The organism is uncultured Chloroflexus sp., from assembly GCF_938091255.1.
GTDB lineage: Bacteria > Chloroflexota > Chloroflexia > Chloroflexales > Chloroflexaceae > Chloroflexus.
In genome coordinates, this window is sequence record NZ_CALLJH010000035.1 from 37,296 (window position 1) to 61,638 (window position 24,343).

Genomic DNA, 24,343 nt, shown 5'->3' on the forward strand with positions numbered 1-24,343 from the left:
GGTTCTCGCCTAGTGCTGTGCGTCCTGAAGTGGTTATGACTGTAGTCACAGAGAGAATACAGAGTGCGGCAGTTGAACTGCCGCACTCCACAATGTTGCTCATCGTCCCTTACCCTACCTTCCTACCAACTCATTACCGAGCAAGCCCAGCAACACCTTCCCATCTGGATGCAGCTCGAAACGCGCCCGTTCAAACCACTGCACGATCACCACTGTTCCGGGCCGCGTCTCTTCAATCTGCGGCTTCGAGAGTGGCAAGCCAAACAGAGCCAGACTCTCGGCGTAGCTCTTGCCGGGCCGGCCATCGAATTCGAGGCCGTTGCGTTGCCAGTAGCTGAGGAAGGGTTCGCACAGCGCCTGATTCGTCTCGGCAAAATAGAGACAACCGGCAATCGGCCCGCTGCGCTCAAAAGTGTACCAATCACGCCCCTGCCGGCGCAGCAGATCGTCTCCCATCCGCGAGAGCAAGACATGGTAGGGCGGCGGGTTTTCCGGGCGCCACTCAAAGCGGTGGCGCTCGAAGTATTGCACCGTGACCGGGCGGCCATCGCTGCCAATTTCGGTAAACTCTTCGCTGATCGGAAAGCCGAAGATTGGCAGGCCGCCGTTTTGTTCCCAGTACGCGCGGAAGCCGCCACCGAGGGTGTGACCGGTTTCGGGGAAGAACAGCCGGCCATCGGACGGTGGATCAACGCGGTTGAAGGGGTCGAAGCCGGGGTTGGCAACCGGAGTCGGTGTACCCAATGGGCAGCCGCCGTAGGTGGTGGCCGTTTGCACTGCATTCAAAACGTTCAACCGGCCATACCCATACTCACCGTCGCGCCCCGGTGGGCCGCGATCTTCGGCGGAAATCACCAACACGCAGCGCACGTCATTGCTGCTCAGATCGGGTCGTATAGTCATTACCAGCGCCGCTGCGCCCGTCACAAAGGGGCTGGCGAACGAGGTACCAGTAGCAGTGGCGTAGCTATTGCCCGGCAGCGTGGTCGCAATATCAATCCCTGGCGCTACAAGATCGAGATAATCGCCAGTATTGGAAAAACCGGTGACTTCATCGCTGTAGCCGGTTGCCCCTACGGCGATCGTTTCCGGGTATGCAGCCGGATAGTTGGGCACATTGCCTTCAGCCCGTTCGTTGCCGCTAGCGGCAATGATCAACACCCCGCGTTCGGTGGCGTAACGCACGGCATCTTGTAACGCAGGAGAACTCATCGCCCCACCCAAGCTCAGGTTAATGATGCGCGCGCCATTGTCAGTGGCCCAGCGAATCGCGCTAATCACGCTCGAGTCGCGGCAGCGGCCATTGTTGAAACACGCTTTCACCGGCAAGATCTGGCATCCCCAGCAAATGCCGGCAATGCCTGTACCATTGTCGCCGGCGGCGGCGATCAAACCCGCTACTGCTGTACCATGGCCATTATCATCGCTCGTGTTCGTGCTGCCAGTTATCGTGTTGAGGCCGCTCAGCACTCTTCCGCTTAGATCAGGATGGCTAGCATCAACCCCGGTGTCAATTACTGCTACGATGATCGGCCCGCCGGTCGTGATATTCCAAGCGTCGTAAGCACCGATCGTGCCTAATGCCCATTGCTGTTGAATGAAGGGATCATTAGGTGTGCGGGTTATGGCCCGTTCGTAATCAGGCACGGCGTAAATGACCCCAGCGAGATTACGAATGCGTTCGTCGGCTATGATGTCCGGCATCCCGGCAGGTAAGCGAATGAGATAGGTTTGATCGCCGATCAGGGTCATATGTTGGATACGCAACCGCTGGCTGAGGGTAACGGCTTGCTGCGCATCGGCCAGTTTGATGATCCAATCAGTGGTAGGAGCGGCCTGTGCAGGTGGCGCCGGCACAAGACTGATCAGGAGGATCAGCAGGCCGCAGAGGGCAAAACGGGCAGGCATAAAGTTTCCTCACGTTGTAGATGCCATACCTGCCGGTATTGTACCTGATCGCTAAGTCTGCCGCTATAGGAGTCTAGTCCCCTTCATAGTTGACTTAGGTGATCTGTCATAAAAATGCCACCGGTACTGCTATGCTATAATTGAGCTGTTATGAAGCAATACAAACCGACAACCTCCCTACGCGCCGGGTTGCGCAAATCAATCCTCACCTCGCTCGTGATCGGTTTGGCGGTGGTGATTGTGATCAGCTTGTTCAGCGATCTCCGCGCCGTTGGCAACGATTTACGCACCTTCGATTGGTTGCTGCTGCCGCTCATCCTGATTGGCACCGTCATCAATTACTGGCTGCGCTGGCTCAAATGGGATTATTATCTGCGCTACCTGCGTCTTGACCGTAACATTGACTATCCAACAAGCGGCCTCATCTTTACCGCTGGATTAGTCATGTCGGTTACGCCGGGCAAGATGGGTGAAGTACTGAAGTCGTTTCTCTTGCGCCAACGCAATGGCGTGCCGATCAGCCGTTCGGCACCGATCGTGTTGGCCGAGCGGTTGACCGATGGCATTGCAATGCTGTTGCTGATGGGATTGGGCTTGACCCTTTACCCGCCGGCGCGCCCGTTGTTTGTGACGCTGGTCGTGGCGACGATCGCCGGGATTGTGGTGGTGCAACGGCAAGATCTAGCATTCGCCCTGCTCCGGCTTATCGCGCGCCTACCGTTTGGCAGGCGCATTGCGCCGCGACTCGAGACGGTGTATACCACGACCGCGCAATTGTTGCACTGGCGCATTTTGCTCGTCTCGACGCTGATCAGCGTGATTTCGTGGGGTTTTGAGTGTCTGGCCTTCTTCGTGGTGCTCATGGGGGTCGGCAGTGAGCCGTCATGGTTGTTGCTCTTGCAGGCGACGTTTATCTTCGCGGCAAGCACCCTGTTTGGCTTGGTCTCATTTTTGCCCGGCGGGCTAGGCGCTTCAGAAGTGAGTAGTGTCGGTTTGCTGATTGCGCTGGTTGGGGTGAGCGCCAGCGCGGCAACAACAGCGACGATCGTGATCCGTTTTTGCACGCTCTGGTTTGGTGTTTTGCTCGGGGTGATCGCGCTGGCGTGGCTTGGCCAGCGTACAGGGACAGAAGACGATCTAGCTGCGCTGGATACTTCGGAGGTGGTATGACGTCGGTGTTTACCCGAATTGTGCGTGGTGAGCTGCCCGCATTTAAGTTGTACGAAGACGATCTAACTCTTGCCTTTCTCGATATTAATCCGGCGGCACGTGGCCATACGCTGGTCATTGCCAAGCCAGAATTGCCCGGTTTGCTCGATCTGCCGCCCGAACTGGTTACAGCTACGGCGCTCACGACCCAGCGGGTGGCGCGGGCCATCGTCGCAGCGTTACAACCCGATGGCTTTAATATTATTCAGAACAACGGCGCCGCTGCTGGGCAAGTGGTGTTTCACTTCCACATCCATATTATTCCTCGTTGGGATGGTGATCGTTCAGTGAAGCTATGGCGCCCCGGTACTGCCACTACCGATGATTTGCGGGTGGTAGCAAGTGAGATTATCGCTCATATCTAGGAGCGGCCAATGAGCGGAACCGTCTCTTCCCCTTCTAGCCAACCACCACCAACTGTGCCATCAGGTCCGGATCAGGGTCGCCAATCGGTTCCGCCGGTCTCTGCCGAGACTCGCCCGATCCGCCAGCGTCCGGCGCGCAATAACCGTCTGCGGGTTGGGATGGTTGTGCTGATCGGGGTGTTGCTCTTGATTGTGCTGGCGCTCGTGATTGCCGGGATTGACGGGATGCGTTGGCCGGTCACGTCGCAAAACCGGGTGACGCCGCGTGAGCTTATTTTGCAGTCCCCTACCGTGGCTGCCGTTGCTGGCGGTCAGTCACCGGCTCCAGCCGTCAAGGTTGATATCGCGCCACGTTTTGCTGCTGCATACGAACAACTCGGCGGCTTGCGCCGGCTTGGTTTGCCAATTAGCCCGGCTTTGTTGCACAATGGCCGCGAGGTGCAGTGGTTTGAACGCGCGCGGGTTGAATATTGGCCGGAGCTTAGCGGGACGCCCTACGAATTTCAAATTGGGCTTGTCGGGGTAGAGTATGTCGCCGGGCGTACTTTTCTTCGCCCCGAACCATTCGCGTCACGCTCCGATCTCCGTTACTTCCCGGAAACCGGCTTTGGCGTCGGCGGTCTATTTTTGCAATATTGGGAAGAAAACGGTGGCTTGACATCGTTCGGCTATCCGATTAGCGCCGAATTTGATGAGGTGCAGCCTGATGGGCGAGCCTTCCGTGTGCAATATTTCGAGCGTGCCCGGTTTGAGTTGCACCCCGAAGCGGCGGGTACGCCGTATGTGGTGCAGTTGGGTTTGTTGGGATCAGCGCTCTACTTCGGTGAGCCACGCCCGCAAACTGTGCAACCCCGGCCAACGCCGGTGCCGTAGCATAACGTCGGGTAGAGGGGCTTGGTCGCTTGCAATAGGAAGACCGGAGATGCCTGCAACACACGATCCGCAGCCATAGGCGATGGGTATATGCGCGAAACGGAGTGGGTATGGCGGCAACGCAGGTTGATCTCGCAATCTTGGCCACAGCTGTGCGGCAGGCCGGCGGTGAACCGGCGCAAGTGGCGCATGTGCTAACATTGTTTCACCAGCGGCTCATTGCCGATGGTCAGCCTTCGCCCCGGACACTGTATGTCTATCGTACCGCTAGCACCGGTGCTAGCTCTGAACCGCCAGCGCCGGCGCCGTTCGTTCGTCCTCGCCTGTTACTCGCGTTTCTCAGCGCCGATGCTGCCGTGAGTTTCGCCCAACGCACCGGTTTGGCGCGCGTTCCGCGCTTGCAACCGCTCTCGCTGGCGCGCGCACTGGCGATCGTCTTGCAACAACCGGTGATGCGGGCGTTGCATATCGCGTATGATGACGTCCCGGCTGCCAACGGCTTACCGTCTGGTTGGCATTTGTCGCGCGCCGAGATGCTGGCGCTGTTTGCAATCGACTCAGGCGCTGTCTGAACTATGTCTCACTGGGTAAGGAGGAAAGAATGGGAAGCCGCTTCGACGAGATGCGGATCTTTGCCGGTAATGGGAACCCGATGCTTGCGCGGGCGATTAGCGAGCGTTTGGGCGTTCCGCTCGGTGATGTGACGATCGTGAAGTTTAGCAATGAGAATATCTTTGTTAAGCTCAATGAAAGTGTGCGCGAAAAAGATGTGTTTGTGATCCAGTCGCTGGCGATGCCCGATCTCAGTGATCGAATTATGGAGCTGTTGATTATGCTCGATGCCTGCAAACGGGCATCGGCAGGCCGGATCACTGCGGTGATTCCCTATTATGCCTATGGCCGCACCGACAAGAAGGATCAGCCGCGGGTGCCGATTACGGCTCGTCTGCTGGCCGATATGATCCAAGTGGCCGGCGCCCATCAGGTGATGACGATTGATCTGCACGCTGGGCAGATACAGGGCTTTTTCTCGATCCCGATGGATGAATTGACGGCAATGAACTTGCTGGTACGCTACTTTGCCGATAAAGGGTGGGACGATATGATCGTCGTGTCGCCCGATGTTGGCTTTGCTAAACGCGCGCGCAACTTTGCCGAGGCGTTGAATGCGCCATTGGCGATTGCCGAGAAGCGGCGCGTGCAGTACTTTGATCGCAAAGATGGCTCGCTCACTGCGCCCGAAGTCCTCAACCTGATTGGTGATGTGCGCGGCAAGCGTTGTATTGTGGTTGATGATGAAATCGCCACCGGCAGTTCCATCCTCGAAGTGGTGCAGTTGCTCGAACAGCAAGGGGCGCGTGAGATTTACGCCTGCTGCGTGCATCCGGTCTTCGCCGGCAATGCGGTTGAACGACTCCGCACCAGCTCGATTCGCGAGTTGGTCGTGACCGATACCCTTCCAATTCCTCCTGAACGGCGCTGGCCCGGTTTGACCATCCTCTCGGTCAGCACCTTGATCGCCGAAGTGATTCAGCGTATCCATAGTGGGGTCAGTGTAGATACCATCTTCCAACACCGCCGCCATCCGGCTCTCAGCTAGGGGCAACGGATGGGGGGGAATCCGTTCCCCTAACACACCCCTCGCCTCGGCGTATACGCCACCCCGGCGTATGCGCCGCTTCGCAGGTTATTCAAACCCTAAGCCCCGTTCGCGCAGGCTGACATAATGCCCGCGCCCAATAATGAGGTGGTCGAGCACCTCGATATCGAGCAAGCGACCGGCCGCCACCAATTGGCGCGTGACTTGGATGTCTTCCGGCGAAGGGGTGGCTTCGCCCGATGGGTGGTTGTGGACGACGATGATCGCGGCGCTATTGCGCCGCACGGCCTCTTTGAAGACTTCGCCAATGCGGATGGTGGCCGCATTGAGACTGCCGATGTAGATCGTGCTGATCTGCTGCACCCGATTCTTGGTGTCGAGCAAAACGGTGCGGAGATGTTCTTGATCGAGGTGGCTCATTTCAACCATCAATAGGGCCGCGACATCAGCCGGTGAGCGGATCGGGAATCGTTCGTCAACGCTAATCCGCGCCAGCCGGCGGCCAATTTCTAGCGCCGCCTTGATGCTGGCAGCTTTGCTTGCTCCAATGCCGCTCCGCCGGCAGAGATCATTGTATTCGGCGCGTTGCAAGCCGATCCATCCGCCATAATCGCTGAGGAGTTGTTGGGATAGTTGCAAGACGTTGGTGCCACTGACGCCAACCCGTAGCAAGATGGCCAATAGCTCGGCATCGCTGAGTGCGCCAGCGCCAAGCCGGGCTAGCCGCTCACGGGGTTGGTCGTTGGTTGGCAGTTCGTTCATGCGTAGTGACAGCATACCTTCCTCGCGCTACAATTTCGGTTCCTATATAGATACCGCTTGAACGCGTAAAAAGATGCGCTGTTTGTGATTGAGAGGAGGGGAATTGCTAGGCGCATAGAGCCGTTGCACTGCAACGGCTCTACTGATACCGGCCCTCAAAACTCGCTGCACTCTTTGCGCTCTTCGCGCCTTTGCGTTACAACCTTTGCGCCTTGCGCATACCCCTGACCCTACTGGCAAATCAGCGTTGGCAAGCGACGGGTGCGCAACAACGCTTCGGTCGTTGAACCAATCACCAGATCACGGAGCGGGTCGCGGTGGCCGTAGCCGCCCATGACCAGCAGGTCAGAACGGGTCTGCTCGGCGGCGTGGATGATGGCCGGCGCTGGTTCACCGCGTTCAAGGATATAACCGGCGGCGATGTTGTAGCGTGCGAGGTAGCGGAAGGCGCGCATACGCACCACTTCGGCGCTGGCTTTGCCGTCGAGCACGGTGACAACGTTGAGCGCCAGTTGCCAGCGTGCAGCCAGATAGGCGGCGAGATAGAGCGCCTCTTCGGCTTTGCGGCTGCCGTCATAGGCCAGCAAGAGCCGTTCAATCCGTTCAACCGCATGTGGCACGGTCAAGACGGGTCGCACCGAACAGCGCAAAATCGTGCGCAAGCCGGAGGTGAGCCGGGCTAGTGGCGATGTTCCGGGAGGGTGATTGATCTGGATTGCGACTAGATCGACGAGACGAGTGCGTTCGCGAATAGCGCGGTCGATCGCGCCTACCTCAATAGCGCACTCGCCGGTGACACCCGCTGCGGCGCAACGCTCGCCAAATTCGCGTACCACTGCCTGTGTCGCCGCCGAGTTGCGCTGGTGGGTGCTGCGCACGACATGAAGGCCAAGCGGACGTACCGTTTCCCGTTTGGCCCATGCCAGCACTTGATCAAGCACCTGCCAGCCATCAGCCTTGCCATTTACCGGCACTAGCACCTCACGAAAAAGCCAATGCGCTGGATCGAGGGTACGGTTGCGCCGCCACACGCCAGCCGGCATAGCTGGTTCGAGATTGTCGGGAATGACCCGTTCGATCAACTGCTCAGCCCGGCTCGGCGTTTCAGCGACATCATCGATTGCTTGGGCAAGGCTGATGTCCCAGCCGAGATGCTTGCTCAACTCATTGCGATGGTTGCACAACCAGAGGTAGAGATCAGTTTCGGTGCGGTTGGGGAAGTCGCGCAGTAATCCGCGTTCGTGGATTAGGTCGGCGATCGGGCGATAGATGTGGTCATACCACAGCGCAGCCGCTTCCGGCAACGATGGTGTCTGATCAGTAGTGGCCAGCCGTTGCTGCATATGCTCGATCTGGTGGCGTAATTGCTCATACTGGCCGGCTACCGTGACCCGCAGATCGCAGCCGGGCCGTAATTCGTCGAGACGGGTGGCTTCGAGAAAAGCGGCGTATTCCCCGGCAATCACGATCTCTTCGAGAGTCATCGATGGATCGATCGGCGCGCGTGAGACGAGCGGTGTGACATACGCCTGAATATGATCCATTCCCAATTGGCGCGCAACCGATACCCGGTGATTGCCATCAATGACAAAGTAGGCTTCACCAATTTGATACACCTCGATCGGTGGCCAGCCATGCATACTATCAACGGCGGCCATCACCCGTGACCAGCGTTGCCAGTCTTCATCGCGTCGGGGCAAGAAGCTGCGGTTAAAGTCGTGATAGCGGCCAACACTGCCCACAATCGCCGCCAGCGGGATTTCACGTAACTGGCGCTCGCCAGCCATGCGTGCATTGACCCGTTGCCGCACCTCCTCAAACGGCAACAAATCATCAGACTGGCCGCGCAAACGGGCCAGCAGATGTTCCAGATCGGCGCGCCAACGCAGCCGTTGAAAGTCATGCAACGCCGCCACCATGCGGCCATCAGTTGGTTCATCCATCATGGAGATACTATATCATAATCGTAGGGGCGACAGTTGCTTCGCCCCTACGATGATCAGCGGTATCTCGGTTAAGAAGCAAACCTCATTTACCGCCATCCGTTCAACTGTGTCGCCGCCTGTACCGCCGGCGTGAGCGCATCGACCAAACCTTGCACCGAGCCAGTGGTGCCGCTCAGCAGCAGATTGGGGAACAGACCCAGCACAATCATCACCGCCGCCAGCGTGCCAAGCGCCAACAGTTCACGCCGCTTCAGATCGGGCAAATCGAGGTTCGCCGTATTCCGCACTTCACCCATAAAGCCCAAGTGGAACAGGCGCAACGCATACACGGCAGCCAGAATGATCCCGATAACCGCGCCCAAGGCGAAAGGCCAACCCAGCAACGGCGAGGTGAAGATGCCTTGCAACATCGTAAACTCACCGACGAAACCGCTCAGGCCGGGCAAACCCGCCAGCGCCAGCAAGGTCAGCAGCGTCAGTCCGGCGTACACCGGCGTCACGCTCCACAATCCGCCGAATGAGCCAAGCTCGCGACTCTCGCGACGCTCTTCGATGACAGCCACGATGAGCAGCAACGCTGCCATAATCACGCCGTGACCCACCATCTGCAACAACGCGCCATTGATACCCATCGTATTGAGGGTCATCACCCCGAGCGCAATAAAGTTCATGTGGCTGATCGAAGCATACGCGATCATGCGCTGCATATCTCGTTGGGTAAAGGCGATCAACGCACCGTAGATGATGCCGATCACGGCCAGCACAGCGATGGCCGGTGCAGCCCATGAGGCCACTTCGGGGAAGAGCGTCAGGTTGAAGCGGATCAGGCCATACACGCCAAATTTGGCCATCAACCCGGCTAGCACAATCGCGACCGGCGTGGGGGCGACGCTATAAGCATCAGGCAACCACGTGTGGAACGGCCAGAGCGCCAATTTGATCGCGAAGGCGGCGAAGAAAGCGCCGAACAGCAGACGGGCCACGAGCGGATCGAGCGTAAAGATGCCGGACCGCATATCGGCAACAATTTGATTGAGCGCAAAGGTCCCGACAAAGCCCGGCTCGATGGTGGCAACAGCATTACGGTGCAGAATATGCAGCCCGATCATGGCGAACAGCATTAACAGCGAACCGCCAAAAGTGTAGAGGAAGAGCTTCGAGGCTGCTGATGCACGCCCATGGCTGCCCCACATCCCGACGAGGAAGACCATTGGCAGCAACGCCAACTCGTAGAAGACGTAGAAGAGCAGCATGTCTTGGGCTAGAAAGACGCCGAGGAACGCTGTCTCGGCTAGCAGCAACAGCGCCAACAAGAGACGCGGATTGCGCGTCTGCCGCTGCCATGTCGCTGCAATGGCAAATGGAGCGAGAAATGTCGTCAAACCCACCAGCCACAAATTGATGCCATCAACGCCAATCAGGTAGCTAGCGCCAACAGCAGGCAACCACGCTCCTGAGTCGACAAATTGCAGCGGCGGGCCAATCACTAGTCCAGAAGTAGGGCCGTAGGGGCCTGTGTAGAACAGACCGATGACTGTTCCAGCAATGATTAATGTCGCCATCGCCACACCCATCGCCGTCCAGCGGTACAGCGCGGGGCGACCACGCGGCTGCAACAGAATAATGAGCGAGCCGAGCGCTGGCAGCCAGAGCATCAGTGAGAGGATGGGTAAGCCGAGCAGGTTCATGGCGCTAAACCTTCTTTCGTTTGCGGTAAAGACGACAACAGCCATCAACGTGACACATCGTGTCACTCGTTTCTAGCGAACGTGGCCTCGTTAACTCTGTGACGACTTTGTCAGGATAGATACTGGTATGGCCGGCGGCAAGGTGATACGTTGTTCTAAGCAGTGTTTATTGGCCTGTTCTGTGGGCTTGTTCTTGCCGGGCCATCACAGCGTTCGGTGAGCGCTTACCTTTGTGATAAAACTCACGTTTCCATCACCTCTAATGTTATAGCCCGATTCCGTTTTCTTGTCAACTGCTAAATCTTCCAGTTTTTTACGGATGTTTGTGAAAAAAGTTACAAACCATCGCAAAAGGTTTCAACGGCTCAATCATTTGTGGGGTGTGTCACGAGATTTGTTGCGCTGTTATGCATGGTGGTCAAAGCCGGTGCTCTGCTCTGCGGTTCGGGCGAGGATATGCGTTGCGCCGGCATGCCGTATGTGCCGGCGTTTATTCTGTCAGCGCGGCTGATCTGGATTGTGATGCTTGCGCAGAGCGGGAATGTAAATGGCGCTCTTGTTTAGATTGGTTGATTGTCATCTTATGATTGACGTGGGTATAATACGCCTGACTCGATGAGGGCATCTGTGCTACAATGGGGTGGAATGCCTATGAATACTCCTGTTCGCCTAATTGATACTCATCTCCACCTCGCCTCGGTGCAATTCGATGGCGATCGCAGTGAAGTTGTTGCGCGTGCGTTTAATGCCGGAATTGTAGCGCTGATTGAAATTGGCTACGATTTGGCTTCCAGCCACGCTGCGGTCGCGTTAGCGAATGCCCATCCGGCCATCTTTGCGGTGGTTGGTATTCAGCCAAATCATTTGCACGATTTACCAGCCGATTGGATCGAACAGGTTCGCGCCTTAGCCTCCCATCCGAAGGTGGTGGCGATCGGCGAGATTGGGCTTGATTACTACTGGATGAAGTCACCGCCGAGCGAACAAGAAGCGGCGTTTCGCACCCAACTGGCGTTGGCCGATGAGCTTGGCTTGCCGGTAGTCATCCATTCCCGCGATGCGATGGCCGAGACGATTGCCGTGCTCCGTGATGCAGCGCGCAGGCCGGGAGTGATGCACTCGTTTTCCGCCGATTGGGCGGCAGCGCAGGCATGTCTTGAATTGGGATTTTACCTCTCGTTTTCAGGGCCGCTCACCTTTCCAAAATCCACTGCCTTACACGAGGTCGCCCGCAAAGCGCCGTCTGATCGCATACTGATCGAGACCGACAGCCCATATCTCAGCCCGCATCCACACCGTGGCCAACGCAATGAACCAAGCCGTCTGATCTATATCGGGCAGAAGCTGGCCGAGTTGCGCGCGCAGTCATTGGCCGAGCTGGCCCCTCGGCTTTGGCAGAATGCGCTCAATGCCTTCCCTCGTTTAGCCGCGGCGCTAGGAGAAGGGAAATAAGCGTCTAATCGGGCAGCGCGAGGCTCTGTGGCTGGCGCGGGGGCGGGTTCGGCTCGCTGCTCTAACGCGGTAAGTATCTGACCGGGCAGCGCGAGGCTCTGCCCGTACATGGGGTAAAGGCTTGTTTATGGCCAAGTCTTCATTTGCAGAGTCGTCGTCTCGTTTCCCGAATCTTTGGTGGTTAGCGCCGGGGGTCATACTGGTCTTCCTGATGACCGGCGCGGTGGTCCGCAGCTTGGCCGAGTCGGGCTGGGCGAGCGGATTGTCGATCTTGCCGGCAGTGTCTGGTATGGCGATGGTAGTTGGCGTGGCGCTGGCCATTTGGCCACGTTTGAACCGTTGGGCGGCCCATGGGTTGTCGCTAGTGCTGGCGTGGGTATGGATCGTGCAGCAGATTGGGCCATTGCTGGACAACCGGCTGCTGAGCTGGCGCGATTGGGCGGTCGAGTTGACGATCCGCGCGCTCGCGTGGGTGCGGGTGCTGGCGAGCGGCGGGCGTGGTGAAGATATTGTGTTGTTTGTGTTGGCGTTGGCAGCCCTGTGTTGGTGGCTCGCTTATGCGACGGTATGGGCGGTGGTTCGCCAGCATCAGCCATGGCTGATGATGATTGCCAATGGCTCGGTCTTGCTGGTCAATTACACTTACGTCCTTCCCAAGCCTGATCTCGAAGCGATGGTGTTTATTGCCAGCGCCTTACTGTTGTTAGTCTATCATCACGTGATGCAACGCCGGGCAGCGTGGGAAACGCAGCAAATCAGTTACCCTGATCTTTTACCGTTGCGCGCAATGTGGGCCGCCACTGTGGTAGGGGTAGCGCTAATCGCGATTACAGCCTTCTTACCTGCACAGATAACCGCCGAACGCGCCTTGCAGACGTGGGAAGCGTTGCGGGCGCCGTTTCGGGCGGCGCGGGCAGCGTGGGAAGATGCCTTTAGTACGATTAATGCCCCTCCCGGTGCCGGCAGTATCTCGTTTACGGCACGGGTGGCACCCCTAGGCGGTTCGCGTTCGCTCGGTTTTGATGAGGTGATGAGGGTGCGTTCGGCGCATCTTGATTATTGGCGCGCTGTCGCTTTCGATCGCTATGATGGTTCTGGTTGGCTTAATACAACCGGTGAACTGGCACGGGCGGCGTTGGGGGTAGCAGTGGCCGAACAGGCACGTACTCCGCTGGCCGCCGGGGAAACGATCCCGCTGACCGACCGGCGGGCGCGGCAGGTGATGACTCAGACGATCACCTTAGCCCAAGATCGGAACGATAATCTGCTGATCGTGGGGGGGGCGCCAATCCAGTTTAGCCTCCCAGCTAATCTCGAACACGTTATGATCCGTGCTGACACTGGCGGTATTTTGCCGATCTACGATGATTTGGCGTTGGTCACTGCCACAACCCCATTACTAGCCGGCACGACCTATACAGTAACGGCATTAGTCTCGTTAGCTGATGTGCAGACATTGCGCAATGCCGGAACCGATTATCCGCAGTGGGTGCGCGAACGTTACCTGCAATTGCCGGCCAATCTACCGGCGCGAGTGCGGGCGGAAGCGGCGCGGGTGATCGCGGCTGCGAATGCTGAAACTCCGTACGATCAGGCGATTGCTATCCAAGAGTATCTCCGCCGGCTGACCTATAGTGAAGATATTCCGCCACCACCGAGCAATGCCGACCTAGTTGATTGGTTCTTGTTTGAACAACAAGCTGGTTATTGCGATTATTTCGCGTCAGCGATGGTTGTGATGCTGCGTTCGGTAGGGGTGCCGGCGCGGTGGGTGCGCGGTTATGCTAGCGGCGATTTCGATCCCGAAGAGGGTGTCTACGTCGTGCGTGAACATGTAGCCCATAGCTGGCCGGAAGTCTATTTTCCCGGCGTCGGCTGGGAACGGTTCGAGCCGACGGCGGCGAGTTATACGTCGGCACCGCAGCGGCCGTTGCAAGCGGTCTTCGGCGAAGAGTTAGAGGATGCTGCCAGTAGTGCGAGCGGCGGGGGGCTCAATCCCGGCCGGTTTGAAGAGCTAGAAGATGAGTTGTCGGCAAGTGGCGTCAGCAGCGGTGCGGCAAGCGTGCCATCAGCAGCGGTGCGTAATCCGGGGGGGAGCAGTGGTGAATGGTTCGGCTGGTTGCTGGCAGTGCTCGCCGTTCCGGCTAGTGTCGGGCTAGCGTTGCTCGGTGGCTATTGGTGGCTTGGGCGTGAATTGCGGGGGTTGCGATTGGCTGCGGCAGCGTATGCCGAAATGAGCTGGCTGGCGGCGCTCGCCGGTCTTGCCCAGCAGAGTTGGGAAACGCCGCTCGAATATGCCCATCGCTTGGTGGCGGCTTTGCCGGAGCATGCCGTAACGATTCACGGCATCACTGCGGCCTATGTTGGTGAACGCTACCGGCGTGGGGCAGTCGTGCGGGTACCGCCGGAAGCGGCGCGCCAATTGTTGCGGCGAGCATTGCTGCGCTATGCGGTGCGCCAAGCGGTACAGCGCGTATGGTCGCCAGTGCGAGTGCGCTAGGGTTGGCAGGTAGGGATGTATGAGTGGGTGAAGTTGCGCGCGATCCGTGTCTCATACCGAGCTGAGCGAAGCAATCCCCTGCTTCCCGATGTTCATTGTGAGTCGCCGGAAGCGGTGAAGTAAGCTCGCATGAGCGTAAGGAAATTGTTGCGGGCGGTTAAACTGCCAAACGTGGTGGTCGTCTGCGTTCTCGTAATAACAAACAGGCAACACCCCTTTTGCCCATTGCGTGAGGTGTTGCCTTTGCCATAATATCGGGTGCTACCCTCTCGGCTTAGCCTTCATCCCTACAGTTCGATCACCGCTTCCCCAACTCTCCCTGTTGCCAGCGAATATTCCCGCGCAAGAGCAGATTTGACGACCGCAGTTTATAGGCGAGATCAGCGGCCATATTCCGCATCACCAAATAGCCGATGCGCGGATTGCGATCGCATAAAGCGGCAAAATCGCGCTCACGGATCACAAGGAGCACGCATGGATCAACACAACTGACTGTCGCTGAACGGGTTGCGCCACCGAGCAGTACCATCTCACCAAAACTCTGCCCACTGTAAAGCATATTAATGGTCGATGGCGCGAAGGAGCCATTGGAAGTGCGGGTATTGATGGCAATCCGGACGCATCCTTCGTGGATGATAAACAACTCGTCGCCTTCATCACCTTCGTTAAAGACGATTTGGCCGGCTCCTAGCCGGCGCACTTTACAGATAGTAGCGATCTGTAATAGTTCCTCGTCACTTAGACCGCCAAGCAGCTCAACTCGCCGCAAATTCTCGACGACACTCTTGTTCATAAGCCCCCCCGATTGTGTCGCGATACCACGTTAATCATGCGACGGTGCTTCGATCGGCCCAGTGCGAATCTTACTGCTGACGAGGGGGGTAACGTGCTCGTGCATCAGCCAATGGTAGCATACTGCCGCCACTGGTGCAGCTAACCAGTAATTGAAGAGCCGGAAGATAATAGCTGCCGGTACCGCTGCCGGCCCTACCCCCATTTGGCTCAAGACTGCCACCAGCGCCGCTTCAACGGTTCCCCCGCCGCCGGGCAAGACGTTGAAGGTTGATGTTACGAGCGCTACGCCAAATGCCGCCAATACCACCGCAAAGCTCACATCGGTTCCTAGCGCGTGCAACACCAGCAACATTGCCAAGCTATGGCCGCTCAGCGCTGCCAACTGAATCAGTACCAACAAAATAACATCGCGCCGGCGATGGACTAGCAGGCTACGACCGCGCGCTAAATCGGTAACAATGCGATCAATCCAAGCACTGCTTAATTGTCGCTTGAACAGACGGTTAGTAAAGCGATGGATCTTTCCCAGCCAGCGACGCAACGTCTCTTCGGGGCGGGTCAGTACAAAGATGGCAATGCCGATCACCGAAAGGCCAATCAATCCAGCAATATAGCTCGCGCCGGTTGCTTTCAACCCGTGCCAAGCAAAGTAGGCAAGGCTGAATGAGAATATGAGCAACATTGCCACAACATAACTCAGCGTTTCGAGTGAAGCGAGAAGCGCTGACTCGCCGGCGCGAATGCCACGGCGGTTGAAATTGCTCATCAGAAAGGCATAGCTCCCAACACCGCCGGCTGGCACCGATTGGCTAATAATAATCGCGGTGAGCGCAGTCGCCCACAGACGGAGAAGATTCATCCGGTAGCCAAGTGAATGGAGCACAACATTGAAGACCTGCGCGCTCGTCAGATAGCTGAGAGCAATCAGAGCCAACGCAGCCAATAACCAGCCCGGCTTGGCATCATTCAGTAGGCTGAATGCCTCAGCGATCCAATGTCGGTTGAGAATTGCCAATATGATAATACCGATACTGATGACAGCACTGGTGATCAGTTTCCAGCGTTTGACGCCCATAAACGTCCTCTCGCGACGAGGCGAATCGGTTGGCTGGCCAACAGAAGGTGAAGGGGGCGGTGGCAAGTAAGCGGGATGGTGCGATTTTTTCGTCGCAGATCCTCGCTTACTTGCGTGGTGGCGCTCTTTACCAGACAATAGAGAAGATCCCTTCTTTGCCGGTTGGTTCTTCCCAGTGAACCTCGACCCGTTCGACCTGCGCTTGGCTAGGGCCGCTGTAGCACCAACTGATAAGTTTTTGAACGGCTGGCCGACTCCCTTCAAAGACTGCCTCCACGCGACCGTCGTTCAGATTGCGTACCCACCCTTTAACTTGTGCTTCACGAGCTCGATCACGGGTGTAGGCGCGGAAGCTTACCCCCTGTACGCGACCCGAAATAAAGACATGAGCACGAACAAGATCCACACGCCACCTGTCTTTAGCATTATCTCTTATTATAGCATTGTCCTGAAGCTACTCTTTGAGTATAGCGCACGGATGCTGGCTCTGCAACCGCAGAACATAAAAGGTTTGTCAGAAAACCATGAGGGCTACATAGGCATGCAATAGAGTATAGGGCGGTGTTTTTCGCCAAGCGAGAGTGGGGTATCTGGCGTATCTGTTTCTCATAGCGGGTAAGTTGTGGTATGCTACACCCTTGGCGGCGCACGCCGACTTAGCGCGGAGCGGGTATGATTTCCGTGGCATCGAATCTCCGTCTTTCTCTGGCCCGGATCCCGGCGGCAGTCTGGCGTATTCTGGCTCATAGCTTTGTCTATGGCTTTGCACTGAGTATTGCCGATATTCTCTTCAATTTCTATCTGGTTAGCCAAGGGTATACCGTCAACGATGTCGGTTTGCTGTCGATGGTGAGCCGGGCAGCCGGGATGCTGATGGGGCTGCCGATTGGTTGGCTGATTGACCGGCAAGGGCCGCAGCGGGCAATGATCGCCGGCGTCATTGGTTATGCGTTGGGTTGGGTGGCGTTGTTGCAGGCGCCGGCGCTGCCATGGCTGATCGCAGCTCAGTTCGTGGTTGGGGCTTGCTATCTGTTAGCATCAACTGCGGTGACGCCTTTGCTGGCGCTGGTGACAAAGGAGGAGCAGCGCCCGTTGGTGTTTGGCATGAATGCCTCAGCCACGCTGGTGGTTGGGTTGCTCGGCAGTGCCGTTGGCGGTGTTTTGCCGACGGTGGCCGCCAGTGTGATTGCAAGCGATCCACAATCAACCGCAGCGTACCGATTGGCGTTAACCACTGTGATCGGGCTGAGCATCATCGCTCTTTTGCCGGTGTTGGTGCGGTTGCCGGCAGTTGTTGAGGCGAGCGATAGCAGTGGGAGTAGTGCTGAGGCGCCGGCCCGGTGCTCGTGGCTGATGCTGATCTGGTTTGCGACGCCGTCGTTTTTGCTTGGCGTCGGCGGCGGCGCCATTCTTCCGTTCCAAAACCTATTCTTCCGTGATCAATTTGGCCTCAGTGATGCGAGCGTCGGTTTGGCGTTGGCGCTAGCTTCACTAGGAGCCGGCATCGGCGCGCTGGTTGGCGCGCCGGTGGTGCGCCGGATCGGTTTGCAACGCGGCGCAGCTTTGCTGCGGCTTGGTGCTACGCCGGCGATGCTGTTGATGCTATCGCCGTGGTTGCCGTTGGCCATCGTTGGCTTCTTTGCCCGCGGTTTCTTTATCGCCGCCAGTTATCCGATGAACGATGCGCTGGTGATGGGAGCCACGCCGCCGGTGCAACGCGGCTTGGCGATGAGCCTGATGAGTCTGCTGTGGGCTGGTGGTTGGGCGGTGTCGGCGGTGATTTGGGGGTGGGTGACGCCGGTGTTTGGCTATGGGCCGCAGATCGTAGCGGCTGCGGTTGCGTATGCCCTCTCGGCGCTGGTGATTTGGAGTTTGCGCCTACAACGACATGTAGGACAACCGACTGCATAGGAGCAGGGTATGGTCTGGGATCCGAACTGGCTCGAACGGCCAATTGCATTGATTGGTCTCAGCGGGTGCGGGAAATCGACGGTAGCGCGCCTCTTGGCACGCGCGTTGTGTTGGCCGTGGTACGACACTGATGCCGCAGTAGCAGCAGCGGCTGGGATGAGTGTGGCCGATCTGTTTCAGACCTACGGTGAGGAGGAGTTCCGCCTTCGTGAGTCGGCGGCGCTGACCGAGGCGCTGCGCGAGGCGCAGGTAATCGCAACCGGCGGTGGGATTGTGTTGCAGCCGGAAAACCGGCAGATGCTGCACGATCTGGCGACCGTGATCTGGCTCGATGCGAGCGATGCTACGATTCTGGCCCGTCTGGCCGCCGATGCCGAAGAACGTCCGTTGTTGCGCGGTGATGCTGCCTCGCGTTTAGCCGCATTGCGCGCGGCTCGCGCGCCGCTCTATGCCGAGTTAGCCGATCTGACCGTGCAGACGGATGGGTTGATGCCGATCGATCTGGTGCAGCAGATCATCACAGCGTTGCGAAAAGGAAAAAAGGAACGAGCAGGGTAACTGTGCTGTATGTCGCTCGGTTGGGCAAGCCGGCGAAACCACCACAGACGATCGAAATCGGTGTCGAAACTGGCAAGCGCCGTGATGTTTCGTTCGCGGCATGCTAGCGCGATCAGAATTCGCCGCCAGAATGGCGCATAAGGTCAATACTTTCCGGGTAGAGGCGCGGTATGTCGGGAAGATCCATGTGATGGTATGTACCCCAATCCGTTGTTCCAAAATACTGCTTCCGTATCGGCGAGTGCATCCCCTTCATACCCTTCGTCCAAGGCTTATGGCTAGCGCTGCAACCGTCAGATACCGCCACAGCGTGGGTTGGGCGAGTGCTGCTGCCTGTTGCGCTTGGACAAAACGGACGAACGCCTCAACGATTGGCAGGCTCTCGGCGGACAAGGTCTGCATGAGCGCGATAATCCGCTCGCGGGTTTCGTGACTGGCGAGGGTAGTTTCCACATCGCCTACAAACGTTGTTTCTCGCGTATGATACCCTACCGCAAACAGAAAAACCGGCACGACAGGGATGTGATCCCTGCCGCGCCGGTGGCAGGCGGCGTGAAGCTTAGCTGCGCCGGAAGACGAAGTTGCCGTTTTCGACATCGACAACGATCGTGCTTCCCTCTGGGAAGGCACCTTGCAGTAGTTGCAGCGCGAGCGGGTTTTGGATCCGTTGTTGGATCACCCGCTTGAGCGGGCGCGCACCGTAGACCGGGTCGTAACCCTCGGCAGCCAACTGCGCTCGCGCGGCAGCGGTCAGTTCGAGGTTGAGCTTGCGGTCGGCGAGCAGCTTGCGCAACCGGTTGAGTTGAATCTCGACGATCCGGTCAATGTGCTCGCGGGTGAGCGGTGCGAAGACGATCACTTCATCGATCCGGTTCAAGAACTCTGGCCGCAACGCGCTGCGCAGCTCTTCCATCACCGCGGCCCGGATCTCGCCTTGCGGCGCACCTTCACGGGCCAGCTCCTGAATCGTCGCGCTAGCGATGTTGCTGGTCATGATGATGACCGTGTTCTTGAAGTTGACCACCCGGCCTTGACCGTCGGTCAACCGCCCGTCGTCAAGCACTTGCAGTAAGACGTTGAAGACGTCGGGATGCGCCTTCTCGATCTCGTCGAACAGGACGACGCTGTAGGGCTTGCGCCGCACCGCTTCGGTCAACTGGCCGCCCTCATCGTAGCCGACGTAACCGGGAGGAGCACCGATTAGGCGAGCTACCGAGTGCTTCTCCATGTACTCCGACATGTCGATCCGCACCATAGCCTGCTCGTCGTCGAAGAGAAACTCGGCCAGTGCGCGAGCCAGCTCGGTCTTACCGACGCCGGTCGGGCCAAGGAACAGGAAGCTGCCCAAAGGCCGGTTGGGGTCTTGCAAGCCGGCGCGAGCGCGGCGCACCGCGTTCGATACCGCCGTGACCGCCTCGTCTTGGCCGACGACGCGCTGGTGCAGGCGCTCTTCCATATGGACAAGCTTCTCAAGTTCACCTTCGAGCAGCTTCGTCACCGGGATGCCCGTCCACTTCGAGATAATCTCGGCAATGTCGGTCTCGGTGACTTCTTGGCGCAACAGGCGGCTCTGGTTGCTCAGTTTCGCTTCTGCCTCTTGCAGCTCGCGCTCGAGACTAACCAGTGTACCGTACTGCAACTCCGCCGCCTTGTTATAGTCGTATTGGCGTTGGGCCTGCTCGATCGCGGCCCGGGTCTGCTCGATCTTCTCTTTCAGTTGCTGGATGCGCTCCAGCTCTTGCCGTTCGCGTTGGATTTGCGCTTCCAGCGCTGCCCGCTGCTCGCGCAGGTTGGCCAACTCTTGCTCGAGCTTCTCAAGCCGCTCTTTGCTGGCTTGATCCTTCTCTTTGCGCAACGCCTCGCGCTCGATCTCCAACTGCATCATCCGCCGCTTCAGATCGTCAAGCTCTTGCGGGTCGGAGGTAATCTCCATGCGCAAGCGCGCCGCCGCCTCGTCGATCAGGTCGATCGCCTTGTCGGGCAGGAAGCGGTCAGAGATGTAGCGATCCGAGAGCATTGCCGCCGCGATAATCGCGCCGTCAGTGATGCGCACACCGTGGTGAGTCTCGTAGCGCTCTTTGAGACCGCGCAAGATCGAGATCGTATCTTCAACCGACGGCGGATCAACCATCACCGGTTGGAAGCGCCGCTCAAGCGCGGCGTCCTTCTCGATATGCTTGCGGTATTCATCGAGCGTAGTCGCGCCGACCATGTGCAATTCGCCGCGAGCTAGCATCGGCTTGAGCATATTGCCGGCATCCATCGCACCTTCAGCCGCGCCAGCGCCGACGACGGTGTGCAGCTCGTCAACGAACAAGATCACGTCGTCGCGCTCTTGGATCTCTTTCAGCACCGCTTTCAGCCGCTCTTCAAACTCGCCGCGATACTTGGCGCCGGCAATCAGCGCGCCAAGGTCAAGCGCAATCACCCGCTTGTTCTTTAGCGCTTCGGGCACATCGCCGCGCACAATGCGCTGGGCCAAGCCTTCGACAATCGCCGTCTTACCGACACCCGGCTCACCGATCAGCACCGGGTTATTCTTGGTGCGGCGCGACAAAATCTGGATCACGCGCCGGATCTCTTCATCACGCCCGATCACCGGGTCGAGCTTATTACGCGCGGCTAGCTCGGTCAAATCACGGCCATACTGCTCAAGCGCGGCATAGGTGCCTTCGGGATTGGGGCTCGTCACCCGCTGCGCGCCGCGCACTTCGCGCAACGCCATCAGCAGCTTATCACGGGTCAAGCCGGCTTGCTTGAGCACGCGCTCGGCCCCACCGCCGGCATGGTCAAGGATCGCCAGCAGCAGGTGTTCGGTGCTGACGTACTCGTCGCCAAACTGGGCCAATTCATCGTGGGCCTTGACCAGCACCGTGCGCAAGCGCGCACCGAGCTGCACCTGCGCGCCGCCGCCGCTCATACGCGGGAAGCGGGCTATTTCGTTATTGATCTGTTGCTTAATCGCGCCGACCGGTAGATTCAGCTTGGCCAGCACCTGTGGCACCACGCCGTCGCTCTGATCGAGCAAAGCGTAAAGCAGGTGCTCCGGCTGCACCTCAGCGTTGCCTAGCCGTTCAGCCGCTGCCTGCGCCGCCGCGATCGCTTCGTATGATTTCTGCGTAAACCGATTGGTGTTGAAGGACATACGTCCACCTCCTTGTATCTGATGCTGCTTTTACTGTAGCAGAGCGGTATCTGTGACGCGATAGCGCAGTATTAACGTTGCGTTGGAAAATTGCGCGTTACTTTTGGCCGGTTGCTGCGGTTTCTTATATAGAGAGCGGAAATGAGGCGCAGCAGCACGGAGGCAAGCGATGGATATGGAAGGACAGCCGTGGTATCGGCGACCACAGCGAGTAGCGGCGGTGATCTGTGCGCTGATTGGTGGATTGCTGATCGCGTTTGGGCCGGAGGCACGGGCAATGTGGTGGCCGGAAGAGGCAGTGAAGGCGACGGAAGGGTTTGAGGTTGAGGCATTGCCAACACCTACGGTTGCGCCGCTGGTGGTGTATGTATCGGGTGCGGTGGTTGCGCCGGATGTCTACCGGTTAACGCCGGGGGCGCGGGTGGTTGACGCATTGCAAGCGGCTGGCGGCTTGGCCGAACTGGCTGATGTGAGTGGGATCAATCTGGCGGCGCAGGTGCGAGATGGCGAGCACATTCGTGTGCCATACGCAGGGGAAGTAATGGCGCAGGCGGCAACGAGCGATCAAGCTAGGTTAATCAACCTCAACCGCGCTAGCGCGGCTGAACTGGAAGAGTTGCCGGGGATTGGAGTAGCGCTGGCAGCGCGGATTGTCGAGCGGCGTGAAACAAAGGGGCCGTACCAAAGGGTCGAAGAGCTGCGTGAAGTGACAGGGATCGGCGAGAAATTGTTTAACCAGATTGCGCCGCTTGTCACGATTGGCCCATAAGCAACCATTGCGTCAACAACCTTGCACGAATCGTTGCTCTCGCATATACTCGCGGTAGCACTCCAGTGATAAGTGGCGAGCGCCACTGTCATAGCGAGGGTGCGGCGTGCCTGAAGCAATCTCCTACTGCAGCGAATGCGATCATGGAGCGGGTTGCTCCCGTGTTCGCGGGAGATTGCTTCGCCGCTTGCGGCGGCTCGCAATGACAATAGGGGGAGCGGGGATTGCTCTGCTGCGCGGGGACAGAGTGCCGCTTTGTCCCTCCTCGCAATGGAGGATCTCGATGTAGCGCCAGAGTGGAGTTTATGCGACGCACAAAAATTGTTGCAACCCTTGGGCCGGCGACGAGTACACCTGAACGGATCGCCGGATTGATCCGGGCCGGTATGAACGTAGCTCGGCTCAACTTCTCGCATGGGACCCATGCCGATCATGCGGCGCGGATTGCGATGGTACGACGGGCAGCGGCAGAAGCAGGCCGGCACGTCGCCATCTTGCAAGATTTACAGGGGCCGAAGATTCGCACCGGGCCGCTGGCCAACGGTCAGCCGGTTGAGTTGGTGGCGGGGCAGCGGTTTATTATCACCACCGAGCCAATAATCGGTGATGCTCATCGGGTGAGCACAACCTATCGCGCCTTGCCACTCGATGTGCGGCCACGTGATCGCATCTTGTTGTCAGATGGGCTTATCGAGCTGGTGGTCACCAGCCATACTGACACCGAAGTTGAAACCGAAGTCGTGCATGGCGGTCGTTTGCGCGAACACCAAGGCATCAACCTGCCGGGAGTGCGGGTGAGTGCGCCGGCGGCGACTGAGAAAGACCTCGTTGATCTTGCCTTTGGGCTTGAACAAGGCGTCGATTACGTTGCGCTCTCGTTTGTGCGCCGGGCAAGCGATGTGCGCGAAGTGAAGGAGTTTATTCGGCGGGCAGGTAAACAGACGCCGGTGATCGCCAAAATCGAACGGCCTGAAGCGCTCGATGTATTGCCGGAAATTCTGGCTGAGGCGGACGGGATCATGGTTGCGCGCGGCGATCTAGGGGTCGAGATGCCGCCAGAGCGGGTGCCGATCGTACAGAAGCAGATTATTGCGGCGGCCAATCAGGCATTGTTGCCGGTGATTACAGCCACGCAGATGCTTGAGTCGATGATCCATAACCCTCGACCAACCCGCGCCGAAGCGAGCGATGTCGCAAACGCCATCATTGACGGCACCGATGCCGTGATGCTCAGTGGCGAGACAGCCGCCGGCGCTTACCCCATTGAGGCTGTGCAGATGATGGCGCTGATTGCCGATGCGGTTGAGACATCGTTGAGCAGCAGCCAGCACCTAGCTACGCCGCGGTGGACGATTTCGCCGGCGCAATCGACGCCGCGTGCGATTGCGGCAGCGGCTTGCACGATTGCGAATACCTTGCCGGTGCGCTTTATTGCCGTCTTGACCCAGAGCGGGTCAAGCGCACGGCTTGTCTCACATTATCGGCCAGAAATCCCGGTGATTGCCTTCTGCCCAAGCGACGAGACCGCCCGTCGCACGAGCCTGTATTGGGGAGTGACGCCGATCGTGATCGAAGCTCGCGACCGGCTTGATGAACTTGAAGAGCAGATCGTTCGTCTGATGCGCGATGTGGGCTATGTCCGGCGTGGTGATCTGATCGTGTTAAGCGGCGGCCATCCGGTCTACCGCTATGGGCCGACGAACTTCTTGAAAGTTATCACAATCGAATAGGATTCTTGACACTAGCCCCATCGGATGCTACGCTGTAGTTAAGGGTAGGCCGTGGAG

21 protein-coding genes are annotated in these 24,343 nt (G+C 58.3%); 12 read left to right on the forward strand and 9 right to left on the reverse strand.

Annotated features, from left to right (window positions below; translation table 11 throughout):
• Nucleotides 1-114 precede the first annotated feature (114 nt).
• Entirely contained in the window at nucleotides 115-1,908 is a 1,794-nt protein-coding gene (locus Q1A00_RS12500) for a S8 family peptidase (protein ID WP_298403021.1), read from the reverse strand.
• 150 nt (nucleotides 1,909-2,058) lie between these two features.
• Here Q1A00_RS12500 and Q1A00_RS12505 point away from each other — a divergent pair, with 150 nt between their 5' ends.
• The 5 genes from Q1A00_RS12505 to Q1A00_RS12525 all read left to right on the forward strand — a co-directional run bounded on the left by Q1A00_RS12505 (nucleotide 2,059) and on the right by Q1A00_RS12525 (nucleotide 5,955).
• The gene (locus tag Q1A00_RS12505; RefSeq protein WP_298403024.1) at nucleotides 2,059-3,078 is read left to right on the forward strand and encodes a lysylphosphatidylglycerol synthase transmembrane domain-containing protein; all 1,020 of its coding nucleotides are present in this window, start codon (nucleotides 2,059-2,061) and stop codon (nucleotides 3,076-3,078) included.
• A complete protein-coding gene (locus tag Q1A00_RS12510) occupies nucleotides 3,075-3,482 on the forward strand; it encodes an HIT family protein (RefSeq protein WP_298403026.1) in 408 nt (135 codons plus the stop codon). The genes Q1A00_RS12505 and Q1A00_RS12510 overlap by 4 nt, the downstream gene beginning before the upstream one ends.
• 9 nt (nucleotides 3,483-3,491) lie before the next feature.
• Nucleotides 3,492-4,355, forward strand: coding sequence for a hypothetical protein (locus Q1A00_RS12515; RefSeq protein WP_298490314.1), 864 nt, complete (start codon nucleotides 3,492-3,494; stop codon nucleotides 4,353-4,355).
• Nucleotides 4,356-4,465: 110 nt separating this feature from the next.
• Nucleotides 4,466-4,927 carry a hypothetical protein gene (locus Q1A00_RS12520; RefSeq protein WP_298403028.1) on the forward strand — a complete coding sequence of 154 codons (462 nt, stop codon included), beginning with the start codon at nucleotides 4,466-4,468 and terminating at the stop codon, nucleotides 4,925-4,927.
• 29 nt (nucleotides 4,928-4,956) lie between these two features.
• Entirely contained in the window at nucleotides 4,957-5,955 is a 999-nt protein-coding gene (locus Q1A00_RS12525; protein ID WP_298403030.1) for a ribose-phosphate pyrophosphokinase, read from the forward strand.
• Nucleotides 5,956-6,042: 87 nt separating this feature from the next.
• On the opposite strand, the gene radC is transcribed toward Q1A00_RS12525, so the two are convergent.
• From radC to Q1A00_RS12540, 3 genes are all read right to left on the reverse strand, one after another.
• The gene (gene radC / locus Q1A00_RS12530; protein WP_298403032.1) at nucleotides 6,043-6,732 is read right to left on the reverse strand and encodes a DNA repair protein RadC; all 690 of its coding nucleotides are present in this window, start codon (nucleotides 6,730-6,732) and stop codon (nucleotides 6,043-6,045) included.
• 215 nt (nucleotides 6,733-6,947) lie between these two features.
• On the reverse strand, nucleotides 6,948-8,660 hold the full coding sequence (locus tag Q1A00_RS12535; RefSeq protein ID WP_298482448.1) for a universal stress protein: 1,713 nt from the start codon (nucleotides 8,658-8,660) through the stop codon (nucleotides 6,948-6,950).
• An 89-nt stretch (nucleotides 8,661-8,749) separates the two neighbouring features.
• A complete protein-coding gene (locus Q1A00_RS12540; protein WP_298482450.1) occupies nucleotides 8,750-10,351 on the reverse strand; it encodes a NuoM family protein in 1,602 nt (533 codons plus the stop codon).
• Between the two features lie 411 nt (nucleotides 10,352-10,762).
• On the opposite strand from Q1A00_RS12540, the gene Q1A00_RS12545 reads away from it, so the two are divergent.
• The 3 genes from Q1A00_RS12545 to Q1A00_RS12555 all read left to right on the forward strand — a co-directional run bounded on the left by Q1A00_RS12545 (nucleotide 10,763) and on the right by Q1A00_RS12555 (nucleotide 14,303).
• On the forward strand, nucleotides 10,763-10,915 hold the full coding sequence (locus Q1A00_RS12545) for a hypothetical protein (protein ID WP_298403053.1): 153 nt from the start codon (nucleotides 10,763-10,765) through the stop codon (nucleotides 10,913-10,915).
• A gap of 87 nt (nucleotides 10,916-11,002) precedes the next feature.
• Nucleotides 11,003-11,803 (forward strand): TatD family hydrolase, encoded by an 801-nt coding sequence (locus tag Q1A00_RS12550; protein WP_298403055.1) that lies wholly within the window; start codon nucleotides 11,003-11,005, stop codon nucleotides 11,801-11,803.
• 127 nt (nucleotides 11,804-11,930) lie between these two features.
• On the forward strand, nucleotides 11,931-14,303 hold the full coding sequence (locus Q1A00_RS12555; RefSeq protein ID WP_298403057.1) for a transglutaminase domain-containing protein: 2,373 nt from the start codon (nucleotides 11,931-11,933) through the stop codon (nucleotides 14,301-14,303).
• A gap of 298 nt (nucleotides 14,304-14,601) precedes the next feature.
• Here the strand turns inward: Q1A00_RS12555 and Q1A00_RS12560 are convergent, their stop codons facing one another.
• The 3 genes from Q1A00_RS12560 to Q1A00_RS12570 all read right to left on the reverse strand — a co-directional run bounded on the left by Q1A00_RS12560 (nucleotide 14,602) and on the right by Q1A00_RS12570 (nucleotide 16,579).
• The gene (locus Q1A00_RS12560) at nucleotides 14,602-15,096 is read right to left on the reverse strand and encodes a Crp/Fnr family transcriptional regulator (protein WP_298403059.1); all 495 of its coding nucleotides are present in this window, start codon (nucleotides 15,094-15,096) and stop codon (nucleotides 14,602-14,604) included.
• A gap of 30 nt (nucleotides 15,097-15,126) precedes the next feature.
• Nucleotides 15,127-16,173, reverse strand: a complete 1,047-nt coding sequence (locus Q1A00_RS12565) for a lysylphosphatidylglycerol synthase transmembrane domain-containing protein (protein ID WP_298403060.1) — start codon at nucleotides 16,171-16,173, stop codon at nucleotides 15,127-15,129.
• 127 nt (nucleotides 16,174-16,300) lie between these two features.
• Nucleotides 16,301-16,579, reverse strand: coding sequence for an acylphosphatase (locus Q1A00_RS12570; protein WP_298403062.1), 279 nt, complete (start codon nucleotides 16,577-16,579; stop codon nucleotides 16,301-16,303).
• Between the two features lie 266 nt (nucleotides 16,580-16,845).
• On the opposite strand from Q1A00_RS12570, the gene Q1A00_RS12575 reads away from it, so the two are divergent.
• Complete coding sequence (locus Q1A00_RS12575; protein WP_298403064.1) at nucleotides 16,846-18,084, forward strand: sugar MFS transporter; 1,239 nt, start codon at nucleotides 16,846-16,848, stop codon at nucleotides 18,082-18,084.
• Nucleotides 18,085-18,093: 9 nt separating this feature from the next.
• Nucleotides 18,094-18,642 carry a shikimate kinase gene (locus Q1A00_RS12580; protein WP_298403067.1) on the forward strand — a complete coding sequence of 183 codons (549 nt, stop codon included), beginning with the start codon at nucleotides 18,094-18,096 and terminating at the stop codon, nucleotides 18,640-18,642.
• Nucleotides 18,643-18,894: 252 nt separating this feature from the next.
• On the opposite strand, the gene Q1A00_RS12585 is transcribed toward Q1A00_RS12580, so the two are convergent.
• Complete coding sequence (locus Q1A00_RS12585) at nucleotides 18,895-19,095, reverse strand: hypothetical protein (RefSeq protein WP_298403069.1); 201 nt, start codon at nucleotides 19,093-19,095, stop codon at nucleotides 18,895-18,897.
• Between the two features lie 106 nt (nucleotides 19,096-19,201).
• Nucleotides 19,202-21,787 (reverse strand): ATP-dependent chaperone ClpB, encoded by a 2,586-nt coding sequence (gene clpB, locus Q1A00_RS12590; RefSeq protein ID WP_298403071.1) that lies wholly within the window; start codon nucleotides 21,785-21,787, stop codon nucleotides 19,202-19,204.
• A gap of 169 nt (nucleotides 21,788-21,956) precedes the next feature.
• On the opposite strand from clpB, the gene Q1A00_RS12595 reads away from it, so the two are divergent.
• Both Q1A00_RS12595 and pyk read left to right on the forward strand, forming a co-directional pair.
• Nucleotides 21,957-22,556 (forward strand): ComEA family DNA-binding protein, encoded by a 600-nt coding sequence (locus Q1A00_RS12595; protein ID WP_299757137.1) that lies wholly within the window; start codon nucleotides 21,957-21,959, stop codon nucleotides 22,554-22,556.
• A gap of 305 nt (nucleotides 22,557-22,861) precedes the next feature.
• Nucleotides 22,862-24,286: a pyruvate kinase gene (pyk, locus tag Q1A00_RS12600; protein ID WP_298403073.1), complete on the forward strand. Its 1,425-nt coding sequence runs from the start codon at nucleotides 22,862-22,864 to the stop codon at nucleotides 24,284-24,286.
• Nucleotides 24,287-24,343: the final 57 nt, after the last annotated feature.

Excerpts from the sequence above, each read along its gene's own strand:
- Q1A00_RS12500 (WP_298403021.1), bottom strand. The coding sequence starts at position 1,908 with ATGCCTGCCCGTTTTGCCCTCTGCGGCCTGCTGATCCTCCTGATCAGT.
- Q1A00_RS12505 (WP_298403024.1), top strand. The coding sequence starts at position 2,059 with ATGAAGCAATACAAACCGACAACCTCCCTACGCGCCGGGTTGCGCAAA.
- Q1A00_RS12510 (WP_298403026.1), top strand. The coding sequence starts at position 3,075 with ATGACGTCGGTGTTTACCCGAATTGTGCGTGGTGAGCTGCCCGCATTT.
- Q1A00_RS12515 (WP_298490314.1), top strand. The coding sequence starts at position 3,492 with ATGAGCGGAACCGTCTCTTCCCCTTCTAGCCAACCACCACCAACTGTG.
- Q1A00_RS12520 (WP_298403028.1), top strand. The coding sequence starts at position 4,466 with ATGGCGGCAACGCAGGTTGATCTCGCAATCTTGGCCACAGCTGTGCGG.
- Q1A00_RS12525 (WP_298403030.1), top strand. The coding sequence starts at position 4,957 with ATGGGAAGCCGCTTCGACGAGATGCGGATCTTTGCCGGTAATGGGAAC.
- radC (WP_298403032.1), bottom strand. The coding sequence starts at position 6,732 with ATGCTGTCACTACGCATGAACGAACTGCCAACCAACGACCAACCCCGT.
- Q1A00_RS12535 (WP_298482448.1), bottom strand. The coding sequence starts at position 8,660 with ATGGATGAACCAACTGATGGCCGCATGGTGGCGGCGTTGCATGACTTT.
- Q1A00_RS12540 (WP_298482450.1), bottom strand. The coding sequence starts at position 10,351 with ATGAACCTGCTCGGCTTACCCATCCTCTCACTGATGCTCTGGCTGCCA.
- Q1A00_RS12545 (WP_298403053.1), top strand. The coding sequence starts at position 10,763 with ATGGTGGTCAAAGCCGGTGCTCTGCTCTGCGGTTCGGGCGAGGATATG.
- Q1A00_RS12550 (WP_298403055.1), top strand. The coding sequence starts at position 11,003 with ATGAATACTCCTGTTCGCCTAATTGATACTCATCTCCACCTCGCCTCG.
- Q1A00_RS12555 (WP_298403057.1), top strand. The coding sequence starts at position 11,931 with ATGGCCAAGTCTTCATTTGCAGAGTCGTCGTCTCGTTTCCCGAATCTT.
- Q1A00_RS12560 (WP_298403059.1), bottom strand. The coding sequence starts at position 15,096 with ATGAACAAGAGTGTCGTCGAGAATTTGCGGCGAGTTGAGCTGCTTGGC.
- Q1A00_RS12565 (WP_298403060.1), bottom strand. The coding sequence starts at position 16,173 with ATGGGCGTCAAACGCTGGAAACTGATCACCAGTGCTGTCATCAGTATC.
- Q1A00_RS12575 (WP_298403064.1), top strand. The coding sequence starts at position 16,846 with ATGATTTCCGTGGCATCGAATCTCCGTCTTTCTCTGGCCCGGATCCCG.
- Q1A00_RS12580 (WP_298403067.1), top strand. The coding sequence starts at position 18,094 with ATGGTCTGGGATCCGAACTGGCTCGAACGGCCAATTGCATTGATTGGT.
- clpB (WP_298403071.1), bottom strand. The coding sequence starts at position 21,787 with ATGTCCTTCAACACCAATCGGTTTACGCAGAAATCATACGAAGCGATC.
- Q1A00_RS12595 (WP_299757137.1), top strand. The coding sequence starts at position 21,957 with ATGGATATGGAAGGACAGCCGTGGTATCGGCGACCACAGCGAGTAGCG.
- pyk (WP_298403073.1), top strand. The coding sequence starts at position 22,862 with ATGCGACGCACAAAAATTGTTGCAACCCTTGGGCCGGCGACGAGTACA.